This window comes from Microbacterium sp. Y-01, assembly GCF_003856715.1.
Taxonomy (GTDB): domain Bacteria; phylum Actinomycetota; class Actinomycetes; order Actinomycetales; family Microbacteriaceae; genus Microbacterium; species Microbacterium algeriense.
The window spans coordinates 998828-1017842 of the sequence record NZ_CP024170.1; the positions used below are offsets into that span (position 1 = coordinate 998828).

The following is a 19015-nucleotide window of genomic DNA, read 5'->3' on the forward strand; positions in this document are numbered from 1 at the left end:
CTATCGTGTCGCCGACCCCACGCGCGCCCCCGGGGCTTGCGGAGGAACTCGTCGTAGTCTCGAAGCGCTATGCAACGCCTCCTCGTCGCGCTCCTCGCTGCCTTCGACGCCGCCATCGCCGCGGCGGTCGGTCTCGTCGTGCTCCTGGCGCCGCTGACGCTGCTGTGGACACTGGCGTTCGGCATCACGGCGGACTGGGGCGCGCTCTGGCCGCTCACCGGAACGCTGTGGCAGTTCGGTCACGGTGTTCCGCTCGCCGTGACGATCCCGGCTGAGCTTCTGGTGGCGCTCGCGATCCCGCCGGAGGCCGCGACGTTCGCGGTGTCGGTCACCCCGCTCGCGTTCCTGCTCTTCACGCTCCTCTTCGCCGCGCGATCGGGCCGCCGGGCGGCGTCCTCCGGGGCGTGGCTGCTCGGGTCGCTCTCCGGTGCCGTGGTGTTCTCTCTCATCTCCGCCGGTGTCGCTCTGACCGCACGGCTGGATGCAGCGCAGACGCCGCTGCCTCTCGCGATCGTGCTCCCCGCCGCCGTCTATCTCGTGGGGGCGCTGTGCGGAGCGGTGCGGATCGCCTGGGAGGACGGCGACGGCGGTCTCCTCGATCGGCTGCACGACCGGGTCGACGCCCGTGCGGACTGGGCCCCGGTTCCGGCAGCGGTCGTCCGCGGTGCGGCGTTCGCCCTGGTGGGCGTCGTCGGGGCGTCCGCCCTGGCCCTCGCGCTCACGACGCTCTTCCGCGGTGGCGAGGTCGTCGCGCTGTTCCAGTCCGCGCGCGTGGATGCGCTCGGCGCGACCGTGCTGACTCTCGCGCAGCTGCTCTACCTGCCGACGATCGTCGTGTGGACCGCCTCCTGGCTCGCCGGCCCGGGGTTCGCCGTCGGCGTCGGCACCGCGGTGTCGCCGGCCGGGACGCAGCTGGGCGTCGTCCCCGGGATCCCCGTGTTCGGACTGCTGCCCGAGAACAGCTCGATCTGGATGCTGATCGTGGTCATCGTCCCCGTGGCCGCCGGTGCCTTCGCGGGCTGGGCGGTGCGGTCGCGCCTCGTGTGGGAGGGCACCCCGCTCGGCATGGTGCAGCGCGCCGTGATCGCCGGAGGCATCGCCGCCGTGACGGCAGGGATCGCCGCGCTCGCAGCCGTGTTCGCCCACGGTTCGATCGGACCTGGTCGGCTGTCGGACGCGGGTCCTTCCGTCGGCCCGTTCGCTCTCGCGCTCGGGGTGGAGGTCCTGATCGGAGCAGCGATCCTGCTGCTCTCCCCGCGCAACCGTGACGAGCTGGCCGAGGAGCGCACCGACCGCTGGCTGGCGGAGATGACCGAGCTCGAGCCGTTGCCGGAGACGCCCGCGCCCGCTTCCGACGTGCCGGTCCGCGAGGTCACGGCCTTCGATGACACGGCACCGCTCGACGATCTCCGCGGGTTCACCGCCCCGCCCGTCGACCCGGCCGACCGTCGCGACTGAACGGGCACCGTGGGCGCGACCGGCGGAGGGAGCATCGCGCGTCCCCCGCTAGACTGGGCGCGTGCTCACGGTCGCCGTTCTCATCTCGGGCACCGGCTCGAATCTTCGCGCCCTCCTCGAGGCCGCTCGTCATCCCGATTTCCCTGCCAGGGTGATCGTGGTCGGCGCCGACCGCGAAGCCGAAGGGCTCGCCCACGCCGAGGAGTTCGGCATCCCCAGCTTCACCGTGCCGTGGCATGAGCATGAGAGCCGCGAGGCCTGGGGCGAGGAGCTGGGCCGCCAGCTGGACGTCTGGAAACCCGACCTGGTCGTGCTCAGCGGTCTCATGCGCCTCCTGCCCGCGTCGCTGGTCGCCCGGTACTCGCCGCGCCTGATCAACACGCACCCCGCCTACCTGCCGGAGTTCCCCGGCGCGCACGGCGTGCGCGACGCGCTCGCCGCGGGCGTGACGCAGACGGGCGCGAGCGTGATCGTGGTGGACGACGGCGTCGACACCGGACCGATCCTCGCTCAGGAGCGCGTGCAGATCCGCGCCGACGACACCGAGCACTCCCTGCACGAGCGCATCAAGCCCGTCGAACGTCGACTCCTCATCGACGTGGTCCGAGGCATCGCCACCGGCGACGTCTCCCTGGACCCCGCACCCTGACCTTCCGCAACCGAACTCCATCCCGAAGCCCCCGCACGAAGGAGCCCATCATGGCCGGCCCCCGCCACGACCCCACGCTCTACCGCGATCGCGACGCCGTGCCGATCCGGCGCGCACTCGTCTCGGTGAGCGACAAGACCGACCTGCTCGTGCTGGCCGGCGCCCTCGCCGACGCCGGCGTGGAGATCGTCTCCACCGGTTCGACGGCTGCGACCATCCGCGACGCCGGATTCGCGGTCACCGACGTCGCTGCGGTCACCGGCGTCGCCGAGATGCTCGACGGACGGGTCAAGACGCTGCACCCCAAGATCCACGGCGGCCTGCTCGCCGACCTGCGCCTCGAGGACCACGAGCGTCAGCTCGCCGACCTCGACATCACGCCGTTCGAACTCGTGGTCGTGAACCTCTACCCGTTCGTCGAGACGGTCGCCTCCGGCGCCCAGGGCGACGACGTCGTCGAGCAGATCGACATCGGCGGACCGGCGATGGTGCGCGCCGCGGCGAAGAACCACGCCAACGTCGCCATCGTCGTCTCGCCGCAGTCCTACCCCGGCATCATCTCCGCGCTCGACGCCGGCGGCACCTCTCTCGCCCAGCGCCGTGAGCTGGCTGCCCGCGCCTTCGCGCACACGGCCGCGTACGACACGGCAGTCGCCTCCTGGTTCGCCGAGGGCACGCTGCAGGACGACGGCGACCTCCCCACTCACCTGACGATCCAGGCCGAGCGCCTCGCGACCCTCCGCTACGGCGAGAACTCGCACCAGCGCGGCGCGATCTACACCAGGGCCGGCGGCCACGGCATCGCCCAGGCGAGGCAGCTGCAGGGCAAGGAGATGTCGTACAACAACTACGTCGATGCCGACGCGGCTCTGCGCGCGGCCTACGACATGGTGAAGCCGGCCGTCGCGATCATCAAGCACGCCAACCCCTGTGGCATCGCGACCACGGCCCCGAACGCCCTCGACCCTATCGCCAGCGCGCACCTGCGCGCCCACGAGTGCGACCCGGTCTCGGCGTACGGCGGAGTGATCGCCGCGAACGGCACCGTGACGCTGAAGATGGCGGAGAACCTCAAGGACATCTTCACCGAGGTCATCGTCGCACCCTCGTTCGAGCCGGCTGCGCTCGAGGTGTTCAAGGCCAAGAAGAACCTGCGTCTGCTGCAGCTGCCCGAGGACTGGCAGCAGGAGCGGATGGATGTGCGTCTGGTCTCCGGGGGGCTCCTGCTGCAGGACGCCGACCGCTTCCCCGACGACATCGTCTCGGTCGCGAAGAACTGGGAGCTGGTCTCGGGGGAGCGCCCGAGCGACGAGGAGATGGAGAACCTCATCTTCGCGTGGAAGGCCTGCCGCGCCGTGAAGTCCAACGCGATCGTGCTCGCGAAGGACAACGCCACGGTCGGGGTCGGCATGGGCCAGGTCAACCGCGTGGACTCGTGCCGCCTCGCCGTGGAGCGAGCGGGCGATCGCGCGGCCGGATCCGTCGCCTCCTCCGACGCGTTCTTCCCGTTCGCGGACGGCGCGCAGGTGCTGATCGACGCCGGCGTGAAGGCGATCGTCCAGCCCGGTGGCTCCGTGCGCGACGAGGAAGTGATCGACGCTGCCCGCAAGGCCGGAGTCACGATGTTCTTCACCGGAGAGCGTCACTTCTTCCACTGAGCCGAGACCCCCGGTTTCCGTCGAGACCCCGGTGTGCAGACGTCCGCACGCCGGGGTCTCGTCGCGAGAGCGGGGTCTCGGCGAAGCGGCACCGCGATGTCCGATTTCCGCCAGTCGAGGTCGGTGGCGCGTGGCAGAGTGGGGGGATGAGCCTCCCCCTGGTCGACTTCGATGAGCGCTACCGTGCGATCAGCGCGCGCGACACCCGCTTCGACGGACAGTTCGTGACGGCCGTGCGCTCGACCGGAATCTACTGCCGACCGAGCTGCCCTGCGCGCACGCCGAAGCCCCAGAACGTCACCTTCTATCCCACCAGCGCGGCTGCCCACGAGGCCGGCTACCGCGCGTGCAAGCGCTGCCTTCCCGAAGCCGCGCCCGGGTCCCCGGCGTGGGACGTCCGCGGTGACGTCGCGGCGAGGGCGATGCGCCTCATCTCCGCCGGGGTGGTCGAACGCGAAGGCGTGCCCGGGCTCGCGGCGCGTCTCGGGTACTCGAGTCGACACCTGACCCGCCTGCTGTCCTCGGAGCTCGGCGCTGGACCGCTCGCGCTCGCCCGCGCCCACCGCGCGCACACCGCGCGGATGCTCCTCGTCGGCACCGACATGCCGATCTCCGACGTCGCGTTCTCCGCCGGATTCGCCAGCATCCGCCAGTGCAACGACACGATCCGCGAGGTGTTCGGCCTGACCCCCGGTGAGCTCAGGGCGCGTCGCCGGACCCCCGCTCTCGCGGTTCCCGGCTCGATCGACCTCGTGCTTCCCTATCGGGGGCCTCTCGATGCGAGCGGGATCTTCGCCTGGATGGATGCCCGTGCCGTCGCGGGCGTGGAGGAGGCGGGCCCGAGCTCGTTCTCGCGACACCTGCGGATGGCCGGCGGCCCCGCCTGGTTCGAGGTGCGACAGGACGAATCGTCGCGTCTGCACCTGCGGGCCCGCGTCGCCAGGCTCGGTGACCTCGCCCCGCTGGTCTCGACCGTGCGCCGCATCTTCGATCTCGATGCCGACCCGCTGGCGATCGAGGAGGCGCTGTCCGCGCATCCCGAGCTCGCACCGATCGTGGCCAGGACCCCCGGGATGCGCGTGCCGGGGTCTGCGGACCCGCACGAGATGCTCATCCGCGCCATGATCGGGCAGCAGATCACGGTGGTCGCAGCTCGCACGGCGCTCACGGCGCTCACCGCGGCGCTGGGGGAGCGCACCGAGGACGGACTCCTCTTCCCCACGATGGACGCGATCGCCGAACACGGGGCCGAGGTGCTCCGCGGTCCGGCCGCGCGGATCCGTGCCATCACCGGTGCTGCCGCCGCCCTCGCCGACGGCTCGCTGCCACTCACGGTGGGCGACGACGGCGCGGAGCAGCGGGCCCGGCTGCTGGCGATGCCGGGGATCGGCCCCTGGACCGCGGACTACGTGCGCATGCGGGTCCTCGGCGACCCCGACGTCCTGCTGCCGGGGGATGTCGCCCTCCGCGCCGGTGCCGCCGCCGTCGGACTCCCCGCCGAGGCGAAGCCGCTCACCGCCTGGGCGGAGCGCACGGCCCCGTGGCGCAGCTATCTGAGCGCCCACCTCTGGCGCGCCGCCCCGGTGCGTCCGGCCGGCCCTCGGCGAGCAGCATCGCCCTCGGCGCAGCACCCCATCGCAGACACGTCCACGAAGGAGAAGTCATGACCGCTCTCATCCAGACCATCGAGACCCCGGACGGGGCCTTCACGATCCTCGCCGACGACCGGCAGCGGGTGCTGGCATCCGGCTGGACCTCCGACGTCGAGGCGATCCTGGCGAGACTCTCGCCCGCCGTCCGTCCGGAGCATCTCGCGGACGGCGAGACCGAGGCGGCAGCGGCGACGCACGCGTACTACGCCGGTGACGTCACGGCGATCGACGCTGTCGCGGTGAAGCAGACCGGCACCGCGCTCCAGCTCGCGGGTTGGTCTGCGCTCCGCAGCATCGCGCCGGGAGAGCCGCTCACCTACACCGGCTTCGCGACTCGGCTCGGAAGCCCGACGGCGGTGCGCGCCGCCGCGTCCATCTGCGCGCGCAACGCACCGGCGCTGTTCGTGCCCTGTCACCGCGTGCTGCGCACGGACGGCAGCCTCGGGGGATTCGCCTGGGGTCTCGACGTCAAGGAGCGCCTCCTCGCCCGGGAGGCCGCCGCCCGCTGAGTCAGCCGCGCCGATGCGAGCCCAACGCTCGAATCGGGAATGAGTCTTGTGTTCAGCTGGTTCACAGCAATAGGCTGGTGGGCTGTCGCGCCAACCGGACGACATCGCCGAGCCCCTGAGGAGGACACCATGACCACGATCGCCACCGCGCGGATCGCAGCTCTCGGCTCGACCCCGGCGCGCCCGCTCTCCTAGAGCCACCCCGCCCCTTCTGCATCGGATGCCGGACCCTGTGGGTCCGCTCTCGCATCCGTCCCCTTCCGCAACCGCTGTCCATACGAAACTCGTCTGAGAGACATGTCCTCCTCGCCCTCCGTGCAGAATCCCTCCCCTTCATCGACCCTTTCCACTCCGGCCGCACTGTGGCGCCTGAAGCCCTTCGTGAAGCCGGTCATCTGGCGGCTCGCCGGCGGAGCAGCCAGCGCGCTCATCGCCGCCGTCATCGCCCTGATGATCCCGATCGTCCTCGAGCAGATCATCAGCGGCCCCGTCCGCTCCGGCGAGATCAGTGCGATCGTCTGGGGCGCGCTCGCCGTGTTCGCGCTCGCCCTCGGCGAGGCGCTCATGGTGTGGCTGCGTCGCCAGTTCGTGCTCAACCCGGCCACGCAGGTCGAGTACAGGATGCGCACCGAGCTGTACTCGCGGCTGCAGACGCTGCCGGTGTCCTTCCACGACCGGTGGGGGTCGGGACAGCTGCTCAGCCGCATGATGCAGGACATCGGCCTCATCCGCCGCTGGCTCGCGTTCGGCCTCGTGCTGCTGGTCGTCAACATCCTCACGATCATCATCGGCTCCGTGCTCCTGTTCCGGTGGCACTGGCTGCTCGGCACGATCTTCCTGGTCACGGCGATCCCGCTGTGGATCCGCGGCTACCTGTTCGAGAAGCGCTACGGTGCGCTCACCCGCCGTAGCCAGGATCAGGCCGGCGACCTCGCGACCAGCGTCGAGGAGAGTGTGCACGGCATCCGCGTGCTCAAGGCCTTCGGTCGCGGAAAGCACGCGCTCAGCCGCTTCAGCCGCCAGGCCGAGACGCTGCGCGAGACCGAGATGAGCAAGGCGGGCGCGATCGCGTCGATCTGGTTCTGGCTCGACCTCATGCCGCAGATCGCGTTCGGTCTGAGCCTGATGTCGGGCATCTGGCTGATCTCTCAGGGGCAGATCGACGAGGCGCAGCTGTTCGCCTTCTTCGCGATGGCCGTCGTGCTGCGGTGGCCCATCGAGTCGATCGGCTTCCTGTTCTCGTTCATGCTCGACGCCCGGACGGCCACGGACCGCGTGTTCGACATCTTCTCCGAGACCAACACCATCACCGACCCCGAGCACCCGGTGCACATCGAGAACCCGCGCGGAGAGCTCGCGTTCGAGAACGCGCACTTCCGCTACCAGGACGCCGGCTCCGGTGAGCGCGATCTGCTCGACGGCATCGACCTGGTGCTCCGCCCCGGCGAGACGATGGCCCTCGTGGGTCTGACCGGCAGCGGCAAGACGACGCTGACCACGCTGCCCACGCGTCTCTACGACGTCACGGGCGGCAGAGTCACGCTCGACGGCGTCGACGTGCGCGATCTCCCGCTGGCAGAGCTCCGCCAGCACATCGCCATGGCGTTCGAGGACGCGACGCTGTTCTCGGCGACCGTCCGGGAGAACGTGCTGCTCGGTCGCGCCGAGCTCGACGTGCACAGCGAGGAGGCCGAGCGCGTGCTCCGCGAAGCGCTCGACGTGGCCCAGGCCGGATTCGTGGACTCGCTGCCCGACGGCGTCGAGACCGTGATCGGCGAAGAGGGGCTCAGCCTCTCCGGTGGTCAGCGTCAGCGGCTCGCCCTCGCCCGTGCGGTCGCGGCGAAGCCGAAGGTCCTCGTGCTCGACGACCCGCTGTCGGCGCTCGACGTCGACACCGAGGCGCTGGTGGAGGAGGCGCTCCGCCACGTGCTCGCCGACACCACCGCCATGATCGTCGCGCATCGCCCGTCGACGGTCGCGCTCGCCGATCGCGTGGCCCTGCTCGAAGCCGGCCGTGTGACGGCGGTCGGGACGCACTCCGAGCTGCTGAAGACGAGCCGGCACTACCGTCACGTCATCTCCAGCCTGGAGGCGGAGGAGGCGGCGCGGACGGGAGCGATCCCGATCATCCGCGATGAGCAGGCCGAGATCGACGAAGAGGTCCGTGCGGGCCTCGGGATGCAGGCCGCCGACGAAGACCCGATCACCGAGAAGGAGGTGCAGCGATGAGCTCCGCCGTCACCGGAACCCAGAACGAGGACCGTTCCGAGTACACCCGCGAGGAGAGCAGGGAGATCCGTCGTCGGTCCCTCCGTCTGCTCGGATCCCTGGTCAGCCCGCTGAAGCCGCGGATCGTGCTCGCTGCCGTCGTCCTCGTCATCTCGACCGCACTGCAGGTGGCCGGACCGATCCTGATCAGCATCGGTCTCGACCGGGCGCTGCCTGCGGTGCTCGAGCGTGCCGACTGGATGCCGACGTTCATGATCGGAGGCATCTACCTGCTGGCCGGTGCGCTCGCGGCGGCCCTGATCGCGTGGTACGTCATCATCGCGGCCAAGCTCACCCAGGCGGTGCTGCTCGACCTGCGCAAGCGCATCTTCCTGCACACCCAGCGCCTGAGCCTGGAGTTCCACGAGTCGTACACGTCCGGCCGGATCATCTCGCGTCAGACCAGCGACCTCGACTCCATCAAGGAACTCCTCGACGGCGGCCTGAACGAGCTGGTCTCCGGTGTGCTGTTCGGTCTGTTCACGTTCATCGCGCTCTGCTTCTGGGACTGGCAGTCGGGGCTGATCCTCGCGATCGGCGGGGTGCCGCTCTTCTTCCTGATGCGGTGGTTCTACTCCCGATCGCAGCTCGTGTACCGCGAGTCCCGCGTCATCAGCGCCAAGGTCATCGTGCAGTTCGTGGAGACGATGACCGGCATCCGCGCCGTCAAGGCGTTCCGCAAGGAGCCCCGCAACGACAAGGCCTTCCAGGACATCGCGGGGGAGTACCGCGACGTGAACCGCCGCTCGATGCTGCTGTTCGGCACGTTCGAGCCCGGCCTGATGGGCGTCGCAGCGCTCGTGCTCGGCATCGTCGTGCTCTGGGGCGGCATCCGCGTCTCCGAGGGTGCGCTGACCGTCGGCGTGCTGCTGTCGGCCGTGCTGTACGTGCGCAACTTCTTCGCGCCGATGCAGGAGATCGCGATGTTCCTGAACTCCTACCAGTCGGCGACGGCCGCGCTGGAGAAGGTGTCCGGTGTGCTGGAGGAGGTGCCGACGGTTCCGGACCCCGAGAAGCCGGTCGACCTCTGGGAATCGCGTGGACACATCCGCTTCGACGAGGTGACGTTCGGGTACAACGGCGAGAAGACGATCCTCCCGAACTTCTCCCTCGACATCCCGGCGGGGCAGACGATCGCCCTGGTGGGGACGACCGGTGCGGGCAAGTCCACGCTGGCGAAGCTCATCTCTCGGTTCTACGACCCTTCCCAGGGGCGGGTGACGCTCGACGGCGTCGACCTGCGATCGCTGCACCCGAAGGACCTTCGGCGCGCGATCGTCATGGTCACCCAGGAGGCGTACCTGTTCAGCGGGACGGTCGCGGACAACATCGCGCTCGGCAAGCCGGATGCGACGCTCGACGAGATCAAGGCGGCGGCGCGAGCGGTGGGCGCCGACGGGTTCATCTCGTCGCTGCCCGATGGCTACGGCACCGATGTGAACAAGCGCGGAGGCCGGGTGTCGGCCGGTCAGCGGCAGCTCATCTCGTTCGCCAGGGCCTTCCTCGCCGACCCGTCGGTGCTGATCCTCGACGAGGCCACGGCCTCGCTGGACATCCCGTCCGAGCGGTTGATCCAGGATGCGCTGCAGACCCTGCTCAAGGACCGCACGGCGATCATCATCGCGCACCGCCTATCGACGGTCGCGATCGCCGACAGGGTGCTGGTGATGGAGCACGGCCGCATCATCGAGGACGACACCCCCGCCGCTCTCATCGGCGGTACCGGCAAGTTCGCCCAGCTGCATGCGGCCTGGCAGGAGACACTGGTCTGATGACGCCAGCTTCTTCCGGTCGCGATATGTCAGCCATCTGGCTCAGAATGGCTGACATATCGCGACCGGAAGTCGTCTCCGGCGTGGGTAGCATCGGTACATGGATCCCTTGCTGCTCGTCGCGGAGTGGTGGTGGATCGCGCCCACCGCAGCGGCTGCGGGAACGGCGGGTGCGCTCGGGCTCCGGAGGCGGAGCACCGTGAGCGGCCGACGCCTCGAGGTCGACGCGGCCCGTCACGACCTCCGGAACGCGCAGCGGGCCCTGGCCGAGCGTCGGATCGCGTTGAAGATCGCCCGCGCCGACCTGGCTCGCGTCACCGCGGAGCGGGCGGCCCAGCGCGCGACAGCCGAGCAGGTCGCCGCCGCCCGGCGGATCCTGCGGGAGCGGGAGCGCGACGCCAAGGCGATGTCGGCCGACGTGCGAGCGCGTCAGGTTCGGCTGAACGCCGCGCGGGCCGCGATCCCGTCCGCCTCCGAGCCCTCTCCGGTCGAGCGGCTCCAGGCCGCGCACGACGCCGTGACCGCACGCTGGATGCGCTACGAGACCGACCCCTCGTTGCAGATCGCCTACCCCGCCATGACGGATGTGAAGCGACCGGCGACGGCGGCGTACTTCCGTGCGGCCGGGCATGCTGCGGACATGCGCCGCGCGGCGACGGGACGCATCACCCCTGCCGACTTCGCCGCGTATCGCGATGCCGTGACCGAGCTGGAGCGCGCCTTCGAGGCCGCAGAGCACGAGGCGAAGGTGCACGCGGGGGAGGTGCCGACGACCCCCGCGTGGCAGGACACCGCGCAGGAGATGCTCAGCCGGTCGGCCGAGGCCATCGACCGCGCGGCGGGAGCGGCGGCCGCGGCACTCTCGTCGTGGACGAACCGCCGGAAGCCGCGCAACCCCGACGACCGACCCTGATCTCCGTCGGGGGCTGCGCGCTCACGCCTCGACGCTGCGGGTGCGGATGAGCTCCCGGTACCAGTGGCCCGAGTCCTTGACCGTGCGCTCGAGCGAGTCGAAGTCCACGCGGACGATGCCGAAGCGCTTGGCGTAGCCGTATCCCCATTCGAAGTTGTCGAGCAGCGACCACACGAAATACCCGCGCAGGTCGACGCCGCGCTCCAGGGCCCGATGGGCGGCGGTGAAGTGCCTGCGCAGATAGTCGGTCCGCTCGCGGTCGTGCACGGCGCCGTCCGGCGCGACCTCGTCGTCGAAGGCCGCGCCGTTCTCGGTCACCATGAGCGGCTGCTCCGGGAACTGCTCCGAGAGCGAGACGAGCAGCTCCTCGAGCCCCTCCGGAGCGATGTTCCATCCCATGGCGGTGTAGGGTCCCGGCTGCTCGACGAACTCGACCAGCCGGTCGCTGCCCGGCCAGGCGGTTCCGCCCGTGGCACCCTTATGGCCGTCGTTCTCCTGCTTCGGAGAGACGCCGTCCCACAGGCGCACGGTCGCCGTCGAGTAGTAGTTCACCCCGAGCACGTCGATCGGCTGCGCGATCGTGGCGAGGTCTCCCTCCCGCACGAAGCTCCAGTCCGACACCGACGCGGTGTCCTCGAGGAGGTCGGCGGGGTACTCCCCGCGCAGCATCGGACCGGTGAAGGCGCGGTTGGCGAGGGCGTCGATGCGGCGCATGGCCTCGGCCGCCCCGTCGCCCTGCCCGCGCAGTACGTGGAAGTTCAACGTGACGGAGTAGTCGGGATCCCCGGTCGAGGTGGCGCGGAGCGCCTGCACAGCCCGACCGTGCGCGAGGTTGAGGTGGTGCACCGCCGACAGCGCGGAGGCGGGCTCGTGGCGGCCTGGCGCGTGACCGCCTTGACCGTACCCGAGGTACGCGGAGCACCAGGGCTCGTTGAGCGTGGTCCAGGTGTGCACGCGGTCACCCAGCGCCGCGCCCATGACCTCGGCGTATCGCTCGAACGCATCCGTCGTGGCTCGGGAGGTCCAGCCGCCGGCGTCCTCCAGGTATTGCGGCAGGTCCCAGTGATACAGCGTCGCGACCGGACGGATGCCACGCTCGAGGAGCCCGTCGACGAGCCGGGAGTAGAAGTCCACCCCCGCCTGGTTCACCTCTCCGGTGGCGGTGGGGACGATACGCGGCCACGCGATCGAGAACCGGTAGGCCTGCAGCCCGAGCGCGGCCATCAGGTCGAGGTCCTCGTCGACGCGGTGATAGTGATCGCACGCGACGTCGCCGGTGTCGCCGTTCCACACCCGCCCCGGCGTCCTGCTGAACGTGTCCCAGATCGATGGGGTGCGTCCGTCCTCGGCCGCGGCGCCCTCGATCTGGTACGCGGCCGTGGCCGACCCGAACGTGAAGTCCTCCGGGAACACCAGGCCGGAGCCGCGGTAGTCGTCGCGGGGCGGGAAGAGGGTGGTCATGCCGTGATCTCCTCGAGGTCGATGGTGTGCTCCTCTGCGCGCCCGTCCGGGTTCGTCACGGTCACGACGGTGCTGCCGGAGCCACCGGGGAAGACGCGGAATCGGAGTCCCTCATGGTAGTCGTAGTCCGGGCGGTCGACGCGCGCTCCCCAGGGCAGGGCGGTGCCGGGGCGCACGTACAGCGGCAGCGAGTCGAATCCGTGGCGCTCACGCCGCCATCCGCCCCCGCTGACCGTCTCTCCGGTGAGGAGCGACGTCCAGGCCCCGGGCGGGAGGAAGAACTCGACCTCGCCGTCCTCCGTGAACACCGGGGCCACCAGCAGCGACGACCCGAGCATGTACTGCCGGTCCAGGTACGCGACCGCGGGGTCGTCCGGGAACTCCAGCACCATCGGCCGCAGCAGGGGAACGCCGGTCGCCGCCGCATCGAGCCCCTGCTGGAAGAGGTACGGCATCAGGCGCATCTTGAGGTGCGTGAACTGCCTCGTCACCTCCACGGCCTCCTCGTCGAACGCCCACGGCACCCGGTACGAGCTCGAGCCATGGAAGCGCGAGTGCGACCCGAGCAGTCCGAAAGCGGTCCAGCGCTTGAAGACCCCGGCATCGGGCGTGCCCTCGAAGCCGCCGATGTCGTGACTCCAGAAGGCGAAGCCGGAGAGGGCGAGCGACAGGCCGCCGCGCAGCGTCTCGGCCATCGACGTGTAGGTCGAGGTGGAGTCGCCTCCCCAGTGCACGGGCATGCTCTGTCCGCCGGCAGTCGCGGATCGGGCGAACACCACCGCATCGCCCTCCCCGCGCGTCTCGGTCAGCACCTCGTGCACCGCGCGGTTGTACAGGTCGGCGTAGAGGTTGTGCATGCGCTCCGGGTCGGCGCCGTCCGCCCACACCACGTCAGTGGGGATGCGCTCGCCGAAGTCGGTCTTGAAGCAGTCGACCCCCTGTGCGATGAGCCGACGCAGGTGGGACTGGTACCAGGCCGTCGCGTCGGGGTTCGTGAAGTCGACCAGTCCCATGCCGGCCTGCCACAGATCCCACTGCCACACCGAGCCGTCGGCGCGTCGCACGAGGAAGCCCTGATCGGCCGCCTCCCGGAACAGAGGGGAACGCTGGGCGATGTACGGATTGATCCAGACGCAGACCCGCAGGTCCTTGTCGTGCAGGCGGTCCAGCATCCCCTCCGGGTCCGGGAAGACCCGCGGATCCCATTCGAAGTCGCACCACTGGAACTCGCGCATCCAGAAGCAGTCGAAGTGGAAGACCGAGACGGGGAGCTCCCGCGTCGCCATCTCGTCGAGGAACGAGTTCACCGTCTCCTCGTCGTAGTCGGTCGTGAAGCTCGTCGAGAGCCACAGCCCGTATGACCACGCGGGCACGACCGGCGGGCGGCCGGTGAGCGCGGTGTAACGGCCGAGGACGTCCTTCGGCGTCGGCCCGGCGATCACGAAGTACTCCAGCACCTCGCCGGACACCGAGAACTGCACCCGCTCGACGGCCTCGGAGCCGATCTCGTACGACACGTGCCCCGGGTCGTTCACCAGCACGCCGTAGCCGCGGCTGGAGAGGTGGAACGGCACGTTCTTGTACGCCTGCTCGCTGGAGGTCCCGCCGTCGGCGTTCCACACCTCGACGGTCTGACCGTTCTTGACGAGGGGGCCGAAGCGCTCGCCGAGTCCGTAGATGTGCTCGCCCACGCCGAGGTCGAGCTGCTCGTGGACGAACGCGTCCGCGGCGGGGGTGCCGCCGCCCTGGCGCGCGTTGCTCACGATGCCGGGATCGACCTGCGCATCGGCGGCGAGGCGGATGTATCCCTGCGCCTTGTGTCCGCTGCCGGTCACCCGCCGCCCGTCGACCGCGAAGGAGAGATCCCACGGCGATCCGGGTGCGATCGTCGCCACGAGGGAGCCGGCGTCGAGGACGCCGCCGGTCTCCGACAGGGAGACCGATGCCGTACCTCGGCCGCCCCCGGGAAGGGTGAAGCCGCCGTGCCAGCGGCCGCCGGTGTGATGGGCGACGCGGACGCGGATCACGCCCTCGGCGGGCGAGGAGAGGGTGGTCGTCAGCACGGGCCGGTTGAGGGTGTCACCGCGTTTGGCGATGACCATCGTGGGGGCGGTGATGACCAGCCCTGGGCCGTCCGGGGTCGCGTCGGTCTCGGCGATGTCGTAGGCCTCCTGCGCGTACAGCGCCGTGACGCCGGGGCGCAGCTGCCAGAACCCGTCGGTGAACTTCATTACTTGACTGCTCCTGCCGTGATGCCCCGGGTGAGGGTGCGCTGGAAGATGAGGAAGAAGATGAGCGTCGGGATGATGCCCAGCAGGGCCGAGGCGCTCGTGGTGGTGACATCCATCAGCCGGTCGCCCTGCAGCACGCTGATCGCCACGGGAACGGTCTGATTCGCGTTCGAGGCGAGGAACGTCAGCGGGATGAGGAACTCGTTCCACGTCCAGATGAAGAAGAAGATGAGCAGGACCGAGAGCGTCGGTCGGCTGATCGGGAAGACCACCCGCCACAGGATCTGCCAGCGGCTCGCCCCGTCGAGGGACGCCGCCTCCAGCACCTCCTTCGGGAACGTGCCGTACACCGAGGACAGCAGGTAGGTGCCGAAGGCCGCCTGGATCACCGTGAACACGATGATGACCGACCACACGCTGTCGTACAGCCCGACCGACTTGAACATGTAGTACAGCGGGTAGAGCAGGGCCTCCTGCGGGAGCAGGTTCGCCAGCAGGAACAGCAGGACGATCCAGGAGCGGCCGCGCACTCGTCCGATGCCGATGGCGAACGCGTTCAGCATCGAGATCACCACGGCCAGCACGGCGACGATGCCGGAGATGAAGATCGAGTTCCAGACCTTCTCCGGGAAGTTCACCCGCTCCCAGAACTTCACGATCCCTCCGAAGTCGAGGGTCTCGGGGAGCGCGAGCGGTCCGGAGGTCGCGTAGTCCACGGGCGACTTGAACGAGTTCACGAGCACGAGGTAGAAGGGCGCGATCACGAGCAGCGCGCCGACGATGACGAGGGCGAGCAGCAGCCAGTCGATCCGACGCTTCTTGGTCATGCCGCCGCGCGGACGCGTCTTCGCGGGCTTTCCGGTGACGATGGCGGTGGTGGCGTGCATCACAGACCCGCCCTTTCCTTGCGCTCGAGCGAGTTCTGGACGCGGATGAACACGATCGACACGATCACCACGACGATGGTGAGGACGGTGGCGATCGTGGCGCCGTAGCCGACGTTCCGCTTCGTGAAGAACTCCTGGTACGCGTAGTACGCGGGCACCAGGGTGGCGCCGGCGGGACCACCGCGCGTGATGATGTAGACCGGCCCGAACACCTTGAGGGCGGCGATCGTGCAGGTCAGGGTGACGACGAAGATCTCCGGCCGGATGATGCTCATGGTGATCGCCGTGAAGCGCTGGAGCCAGTTCGCCCCGTCGAGCTCCGCCGCCTCGTAGAGCTCGGGGTCGACGCGCTGCAGCGCCGCCATGAACACCACGACCGGGTAGCCGAGCTGCACCCAGACCATGACGACCATCAGCACGATGAGCGCGGAAGGCATCTGGCCGAGCCAGTCGTAGGCGGGCAGGCCGAACCAGCCGAGGATCTGGTTGAGTGCCCCGTCCCCGCCGGGGCGCACGATCCAGCCGATGACGATGCCGGCGACGGCGATCGGGAGGATCTGCGGGAGGTAGTAGGTGGCACGCAGGAAGCTGCCGACCTTGCCGCCGAACTTGCGTCCGACGACGTCGAAGAGGAGGGCGGCGACGATGAGACCGACGATCGTGGGAACGACGACCATCGCGATGATCATCCACACCGAGTTCGTGAACGACGTCCAGAAGTCGCTGTCGGTGAGGATCTTCTGCCAGTTCTCGAGGCCGATGAACTCGGGGCTGCGCACGCCCCGCCATTTGGTGAACGTGAGGTACACGTTCCAGATGAGCGGGACGATCACGATGACGAGCAGCAGGACGAAGCCGGGGAGCAGATACATCCAGTAGGCGCCGGTCCCTCCGCGGCGCTGCGGGATCGACGGCTGTTCGGGCGGCAGCTTCGTGCGGCCCTCGCGGCGGGTGGCGAGTGACATGTTCATCTCCAGGGGGTGTGGGGGCGCACCGACGCGGTGCACCCCCACGGATCGATCAACGGAATTCCGCGGTGCCCTCGTCGTACTGCTCGCCGAGGTTGGCGTTGGTGGTCTCCACGTCCTGCACACCGGTGACCAGGCCCTGCAGCTCCTGCACGATCACGTCGTAGAAGCCGGGCGCGGGCCAGTCCGGGTAGAACGACAGGCCGTCGGCGTCGAGGACCCCGTTGAACGTGTCGATGAGCGCGGCGCTCTTCTCATCGGTGATGTCCGCGGTGTCGGCGGCGACGGGCAGGCCGCCGTTGTTGCCGATGATCGCCTGGATCTCCGGGCGCATCGTGATGTCGATGAACTCGTAGGCCAGCTCCTTGTTCGCGGCGTTCTCCGGCACGACCCAGAGGTTGCCCGAGGAGCCGAGGGAGAGGTCGGCGCCGGGGAAGGCGGTCATGCTCCAGTCGAACCCGGTCGCCTCCGCCACGAACCGGCCGAACCACCAGGAGCCGGACACGAAGATCGGCGATGTGCCGTTGATGAACGAGACACCCGCGTCCTCGGCCTTCACCGAGGAGACGTCGGAGGCGATGTAGCCCTTGTCGACGTAATCCTTCAGCGTCTCCGTGGCGGACGTGACCTCGGGGCCCTGCCAGTCGACCTCTCCGTCGTAGAGCTGGTACGCGTCGACGAAGCTGCGATCGCCCTCCAGGAGCGCGAGCTGGTACCAGAGCTGACCGAGGGGGTACTCGGCGCCGGCTTCGGCCAGCGGCGTGACGCCCTTCGCGACGAAGGCGTCGAGCACGTCGACGAACTCCTCGTACGTGGTCGGGATCTCGAGTCCGGCTGCGGCGAACGCGTCTTCGTTGTAGTAGACGCCGACGAACTCCCCGTAGTTCGGCACGCCGAACCAGGTGTCACCGCCCATGACGCCGTCCTCGGAGTACTTCGCCGTGGTTTGCAGGGACGGGGCGAGCTTGTCGTCCCAGCCGTATTCCTCGACGGCGTCGGAGATGTCGGAGATCAGACCGGTCGACGCGAGGAATCCTGCCGTGGCGTTTCCCTTGTTGAACTCCATCAGGTCGGGGGCGGCGTCCGTGTCGAGCACCTGGCTCGCGGTCTTCTGGATCTGCTCGAAGGACTTCTCCTCGAACTCGACGGTCGCTCCGGTCTCCTTCTCGAAGACACGGATGGCTTCGTCCCATGCCTTGCCCATCGCACTGTCGGAACTCTCGTAGTGCCAGAGCTTGAGCGTCTGACCGTCGCCGCCGTCGTCGCCCGAGCCGGCTGTACAGCCGCTCAGGGCGATGCCCGTCGCCGTGATCGCGGCCATCAGGGCCAGCGCCTTCATCCTGCGGTTGCTGCGTGCCATCGTCGGCACTCCTTTCTCGGTGGCCCAAGGGCCGGACACTTCGTCGGGTCGGATATTCAGTTGTGGGGAGCGATCATCGAAGCGTTTCGACCTTGCTCGTGCGGAAGTGGCTCCGTCGCATGCCGTCAGCCCCGGGCGACGGAGCCGGCGGAGCGGTATTCGGGAGGGATGAGGTGGATCTCGGGCGTCGCGGCTCCCTCGTCGAGGCGACGGACCGCCAGTTCGACGGCGAGGTCGCAGGACTGCTGCGGCACCAGGGGGATGGTGTCCAGAGGCGCTCGCAGCGATGACGTGTCGAACGAGGCGGCGGCGGAGACGACGGAGACGTCTTCGCCGACCACCAGGCCGTGCTCCTCGAGGGTCCCGAGCAGCAGTTCGTGCACGTCGTCCGCCGCGTGCACGACGAACGCGCGGTCGCCGCGGTCGAGAGCCGAGGCGATGGCGGTCCGCACCGTGGACGGTTCCGTGACGGTGGCGCCGGATGCCGCCCGGTCGAGGACGACCTCGCGCTCGGCGGCGGCGTCCTGCGCTCCGCGCAGCAGCCGGCGTGGGAAGTTCGATCGGCGGTAGGCGGCCTCGGTCTGACCGAGCAGCGTGATGCGGCGATGCCCGGCATCCGCGAGGCGGCCGACGGCGAGCCGGCCGGCGGCCTCGAAGTCGAGGTCGACGCAGGTGAGGCCCTGGTGGTCGTCGGGGACGCCGATGAAGACGGTCGGCGTGCCGACGGCGCGCGCGATCACGGCGCGCTCATCGTCGGGGGCCACGTCGAGCACGAGGATCGCGTCCACGAGGTTGCTCGCGGCGACCCGGTTCATGCCCTCGGATGCCTGCTCGTCGGTGAGGAGCAGGATGTCGTAGCCCTGACGCCGCGCCGCCACGGAGGCGGCCAGCACGAACGCCATGTGCGTGGGGGCGTGCGTGTCCGCGCGCAGCGGCTCGGTGAGGGCGAAGATGTGCGTGCGTCGTCCGGCCAGCATCCGCGCGCCGGCGTCGGGCTCGTAGCCGAGTTCCCTGACCGCGCCCTCGATGCGCTGCCGGGTCTTCTCCGAGACCGGGCGCTTGCCGCTGAGGGCGTACGAGACCGTGCTGATCGACACGCCGGCGGCGCGGGCCACCTCATGGATCGTCGTCATCGGGACTCCATCGTCATCCTGCGGGAAGTGATCGTCGAAGCGCTTCGCTTGCGCTGCTGAAGCGATAGTAGACAGACCGGACAGCCGAGCGCAAGG

14 protein-coding genes are annotated in these 19015 nt (G+C 69.7%); 8 read left to right on the forward strand and 6 right to left on the reverse strand.

Translation table 11 applies throughout. The features are described 5' to 3' along the window. Nucleotides 1-69 precede the first annotated feature (69 nt). The 8 genes from CSX12_RS04690 (at nt 70) to CSX12_RS04725 (ending at nt 10879) form a co-directional block, all read left to right on the forward strand. Nucleotides 70-1458 (forward strand): DUF6350 family protein, encoded by a 1389-nt coding sequence (locus CSX12_RS04690; RefSeq protein WP_124895007.1) that lies wholly within the window; start codon nt 70-72, stop codon nt 1456-1458. A 61-nt stretch (nt 1459-1519) separates the two neighbouring features. After that, on the forward strand, nt 1520-2107 hold the full coding sequence (gene purN / locus CSX12_RS04695) for a phosphoribosylglycinamide formyltransferase (RefSeq protein WP_124895008.1): 588 nt from the start codon (nt 1520-1522) through the stop codon (nt 2105-2107). A 50-nt stretch (nt 2108-2157) separates the two neighbouring features. Then, entirely contained in the window at nt 2158-3765 is a 1608-nt protein-coding gene (gene purH, locus CSX12_RS04700; protein WP_124895009.1) for a bifunctional phosphoribosylaminoimidazolecarboxamide formyltransferase/IMP cyclohydrolase, read from the forward strand. A 146-nt stretch (nt 3766-3911) separates the two neighbouring features. Further along, nucleotides 3912-5432 (forward strand): AlkA N-terminal domain-containing protein, encoded by a 1521-nt coding sequence (locus CSX12_RS04705; RefSeq protein WP_124895010.1) that lies wholly within the window; start codon nt 3912-3914, stop codon nt 5430-5432. Continuing rightward, nucleotides 5429-5926, forward strand: coding sequence for a methylated-DNA--[protein]-cysteine S-methyltransferase (locus CSX12_RS04710; RefSeq protein ID WP_124895011.1), 498 nt, complete (start codon nt 5429-5431; stop codon nt 5924-5926). Before CSX12_RS04705 ends, CSX12_RS04710 begins: the two co-directional genes overlap by 4 nt. Before the next feature lie 297 nt (nt 5927-6223). After that, nucleotides 6224-8155: an ABC transporter ATP-binding protein gene (locus tag CSX12_RS04715; RefSeq protein ID WP_124895012.1), complete on the forward strand. Its 1932-nt coding sequence runs from the start codon at nt 6224-6226 to the stop codon at nt 8153-8155. Continuing rightward, nucleotides 8152-9966 carry an ABC transporter ATP-binding protein gene (locus tag CSX12_RS04720; protein WP_017204079.1) on the forward strand — a complete coding sequence of 605 codons (1815 nt, stop codon included), beginning with the start codon at nt 8152-8154 and terminating at the stop codon, nt 9964-9966. The genes CSX12_RS04715 and CSX12_RS04720 overlap by 4 nt, the downstream gene beginning before the upstream one ends. A 100-nt stretch (nt 9967-10066) precedes the next feature. Next, nucleotides 10067-10879 (forward strand): hypothetical protein, encoded by an 813-nt coding sequence (locus tag CSX12_RS04725; RefSeq protein ID WP_124895013.1) that lies wholly within the window; start codon nt 10067-10069, stop codon nt 10877-10879. A gap of 21 nt (nt 10880-10900) precedes the next feature. Here the strand turns inward: CSX12_RS04725 and CSX12_RS04730 are convergent, their stop codons facing one another. The 6 genes from CSX12_RS04730 to CSX12_RS04755 form a co-directional block, all read right to left on the reverse strand. Then, entirely contained in the window at nt 10901-12340 is a 1440-nt protein-coding gene (locus CSX12_RS04730; protein WP_124895014.1) for a GH1 family beta-glucosidase, read from the reverse strand. Next, the gene (yicI, locus tag CSX12_RS04735) at nt 12337-14571 is read right to left on the reverse strand and encodes an alpha-xylosidase (RefSeq protein WP_124895015.1); all 2235 of its coding nucleotides are present in this window, start codon (nt 14569-14571) and stop codon (nt 12337-12339) included. The genes CSX12_RS04730 and yicI overlap by 4 nt, the downstream gene beginning before the upstream one ends. Beyond that, nucleotides 14571-15458 carry a carbohydrate ABC transporter permease gene (locus CSX12_RS04740; RefSeq protein WP_124895016.1) on the reverse strand — a complete coding sequence of 296 codons (888 nt, stop codon included), beginning with the start codon at nt 15456-15458 and terminating at the stop codon, nt 14571-14573. The genes yicI and CSX12_RS04740 overlap by 1 nt, the downstream gene beginning before the upstream one ends. Next, the gene (locus tag CSX12_RS04745) at nt 15458-16423 is read right to left on the reverse strand and encodes a sugar ABC transporter permease (RefSeq protein ID WP_017204084.1); all 966 of its coding nucleotides are present in this window, start codon (nt 16421-16423) and stop codon (nt 15458-15460) included. Before CSX12_RS04745 ends, CSX12_RS04740 begins: the two co-directional genes overlap by 1 nt. Nucleotides 16424-16478: 55 nt before the next feature. Then, nucleotides 16479-17786, reverse strand: coding sequence for an extracellular solute-binding protein (locus tag CSX12_RS04750; protein WP_124895017.1), 1308 nt, complete (start codon nt 17784-17786; stop codon nt 16479-16481). A 125-nt stretch (nt 17787-17911) separates the two neighbouring features. After that, the gene (locus CSX12_RS04755; protein ID WP_124895018.1) at nt 17912-18919 is read right to left on the reverse strand and encodes a LacI family DNA-binding transcriptional regulator; all 1008 of its coding nucleotides are present in this window, start codon (nt 18917-18919) and stop codon (nt 17912-17914) included. Between the last annotated feature and the right edge of the window lie 96 nt (nt 18920-19015).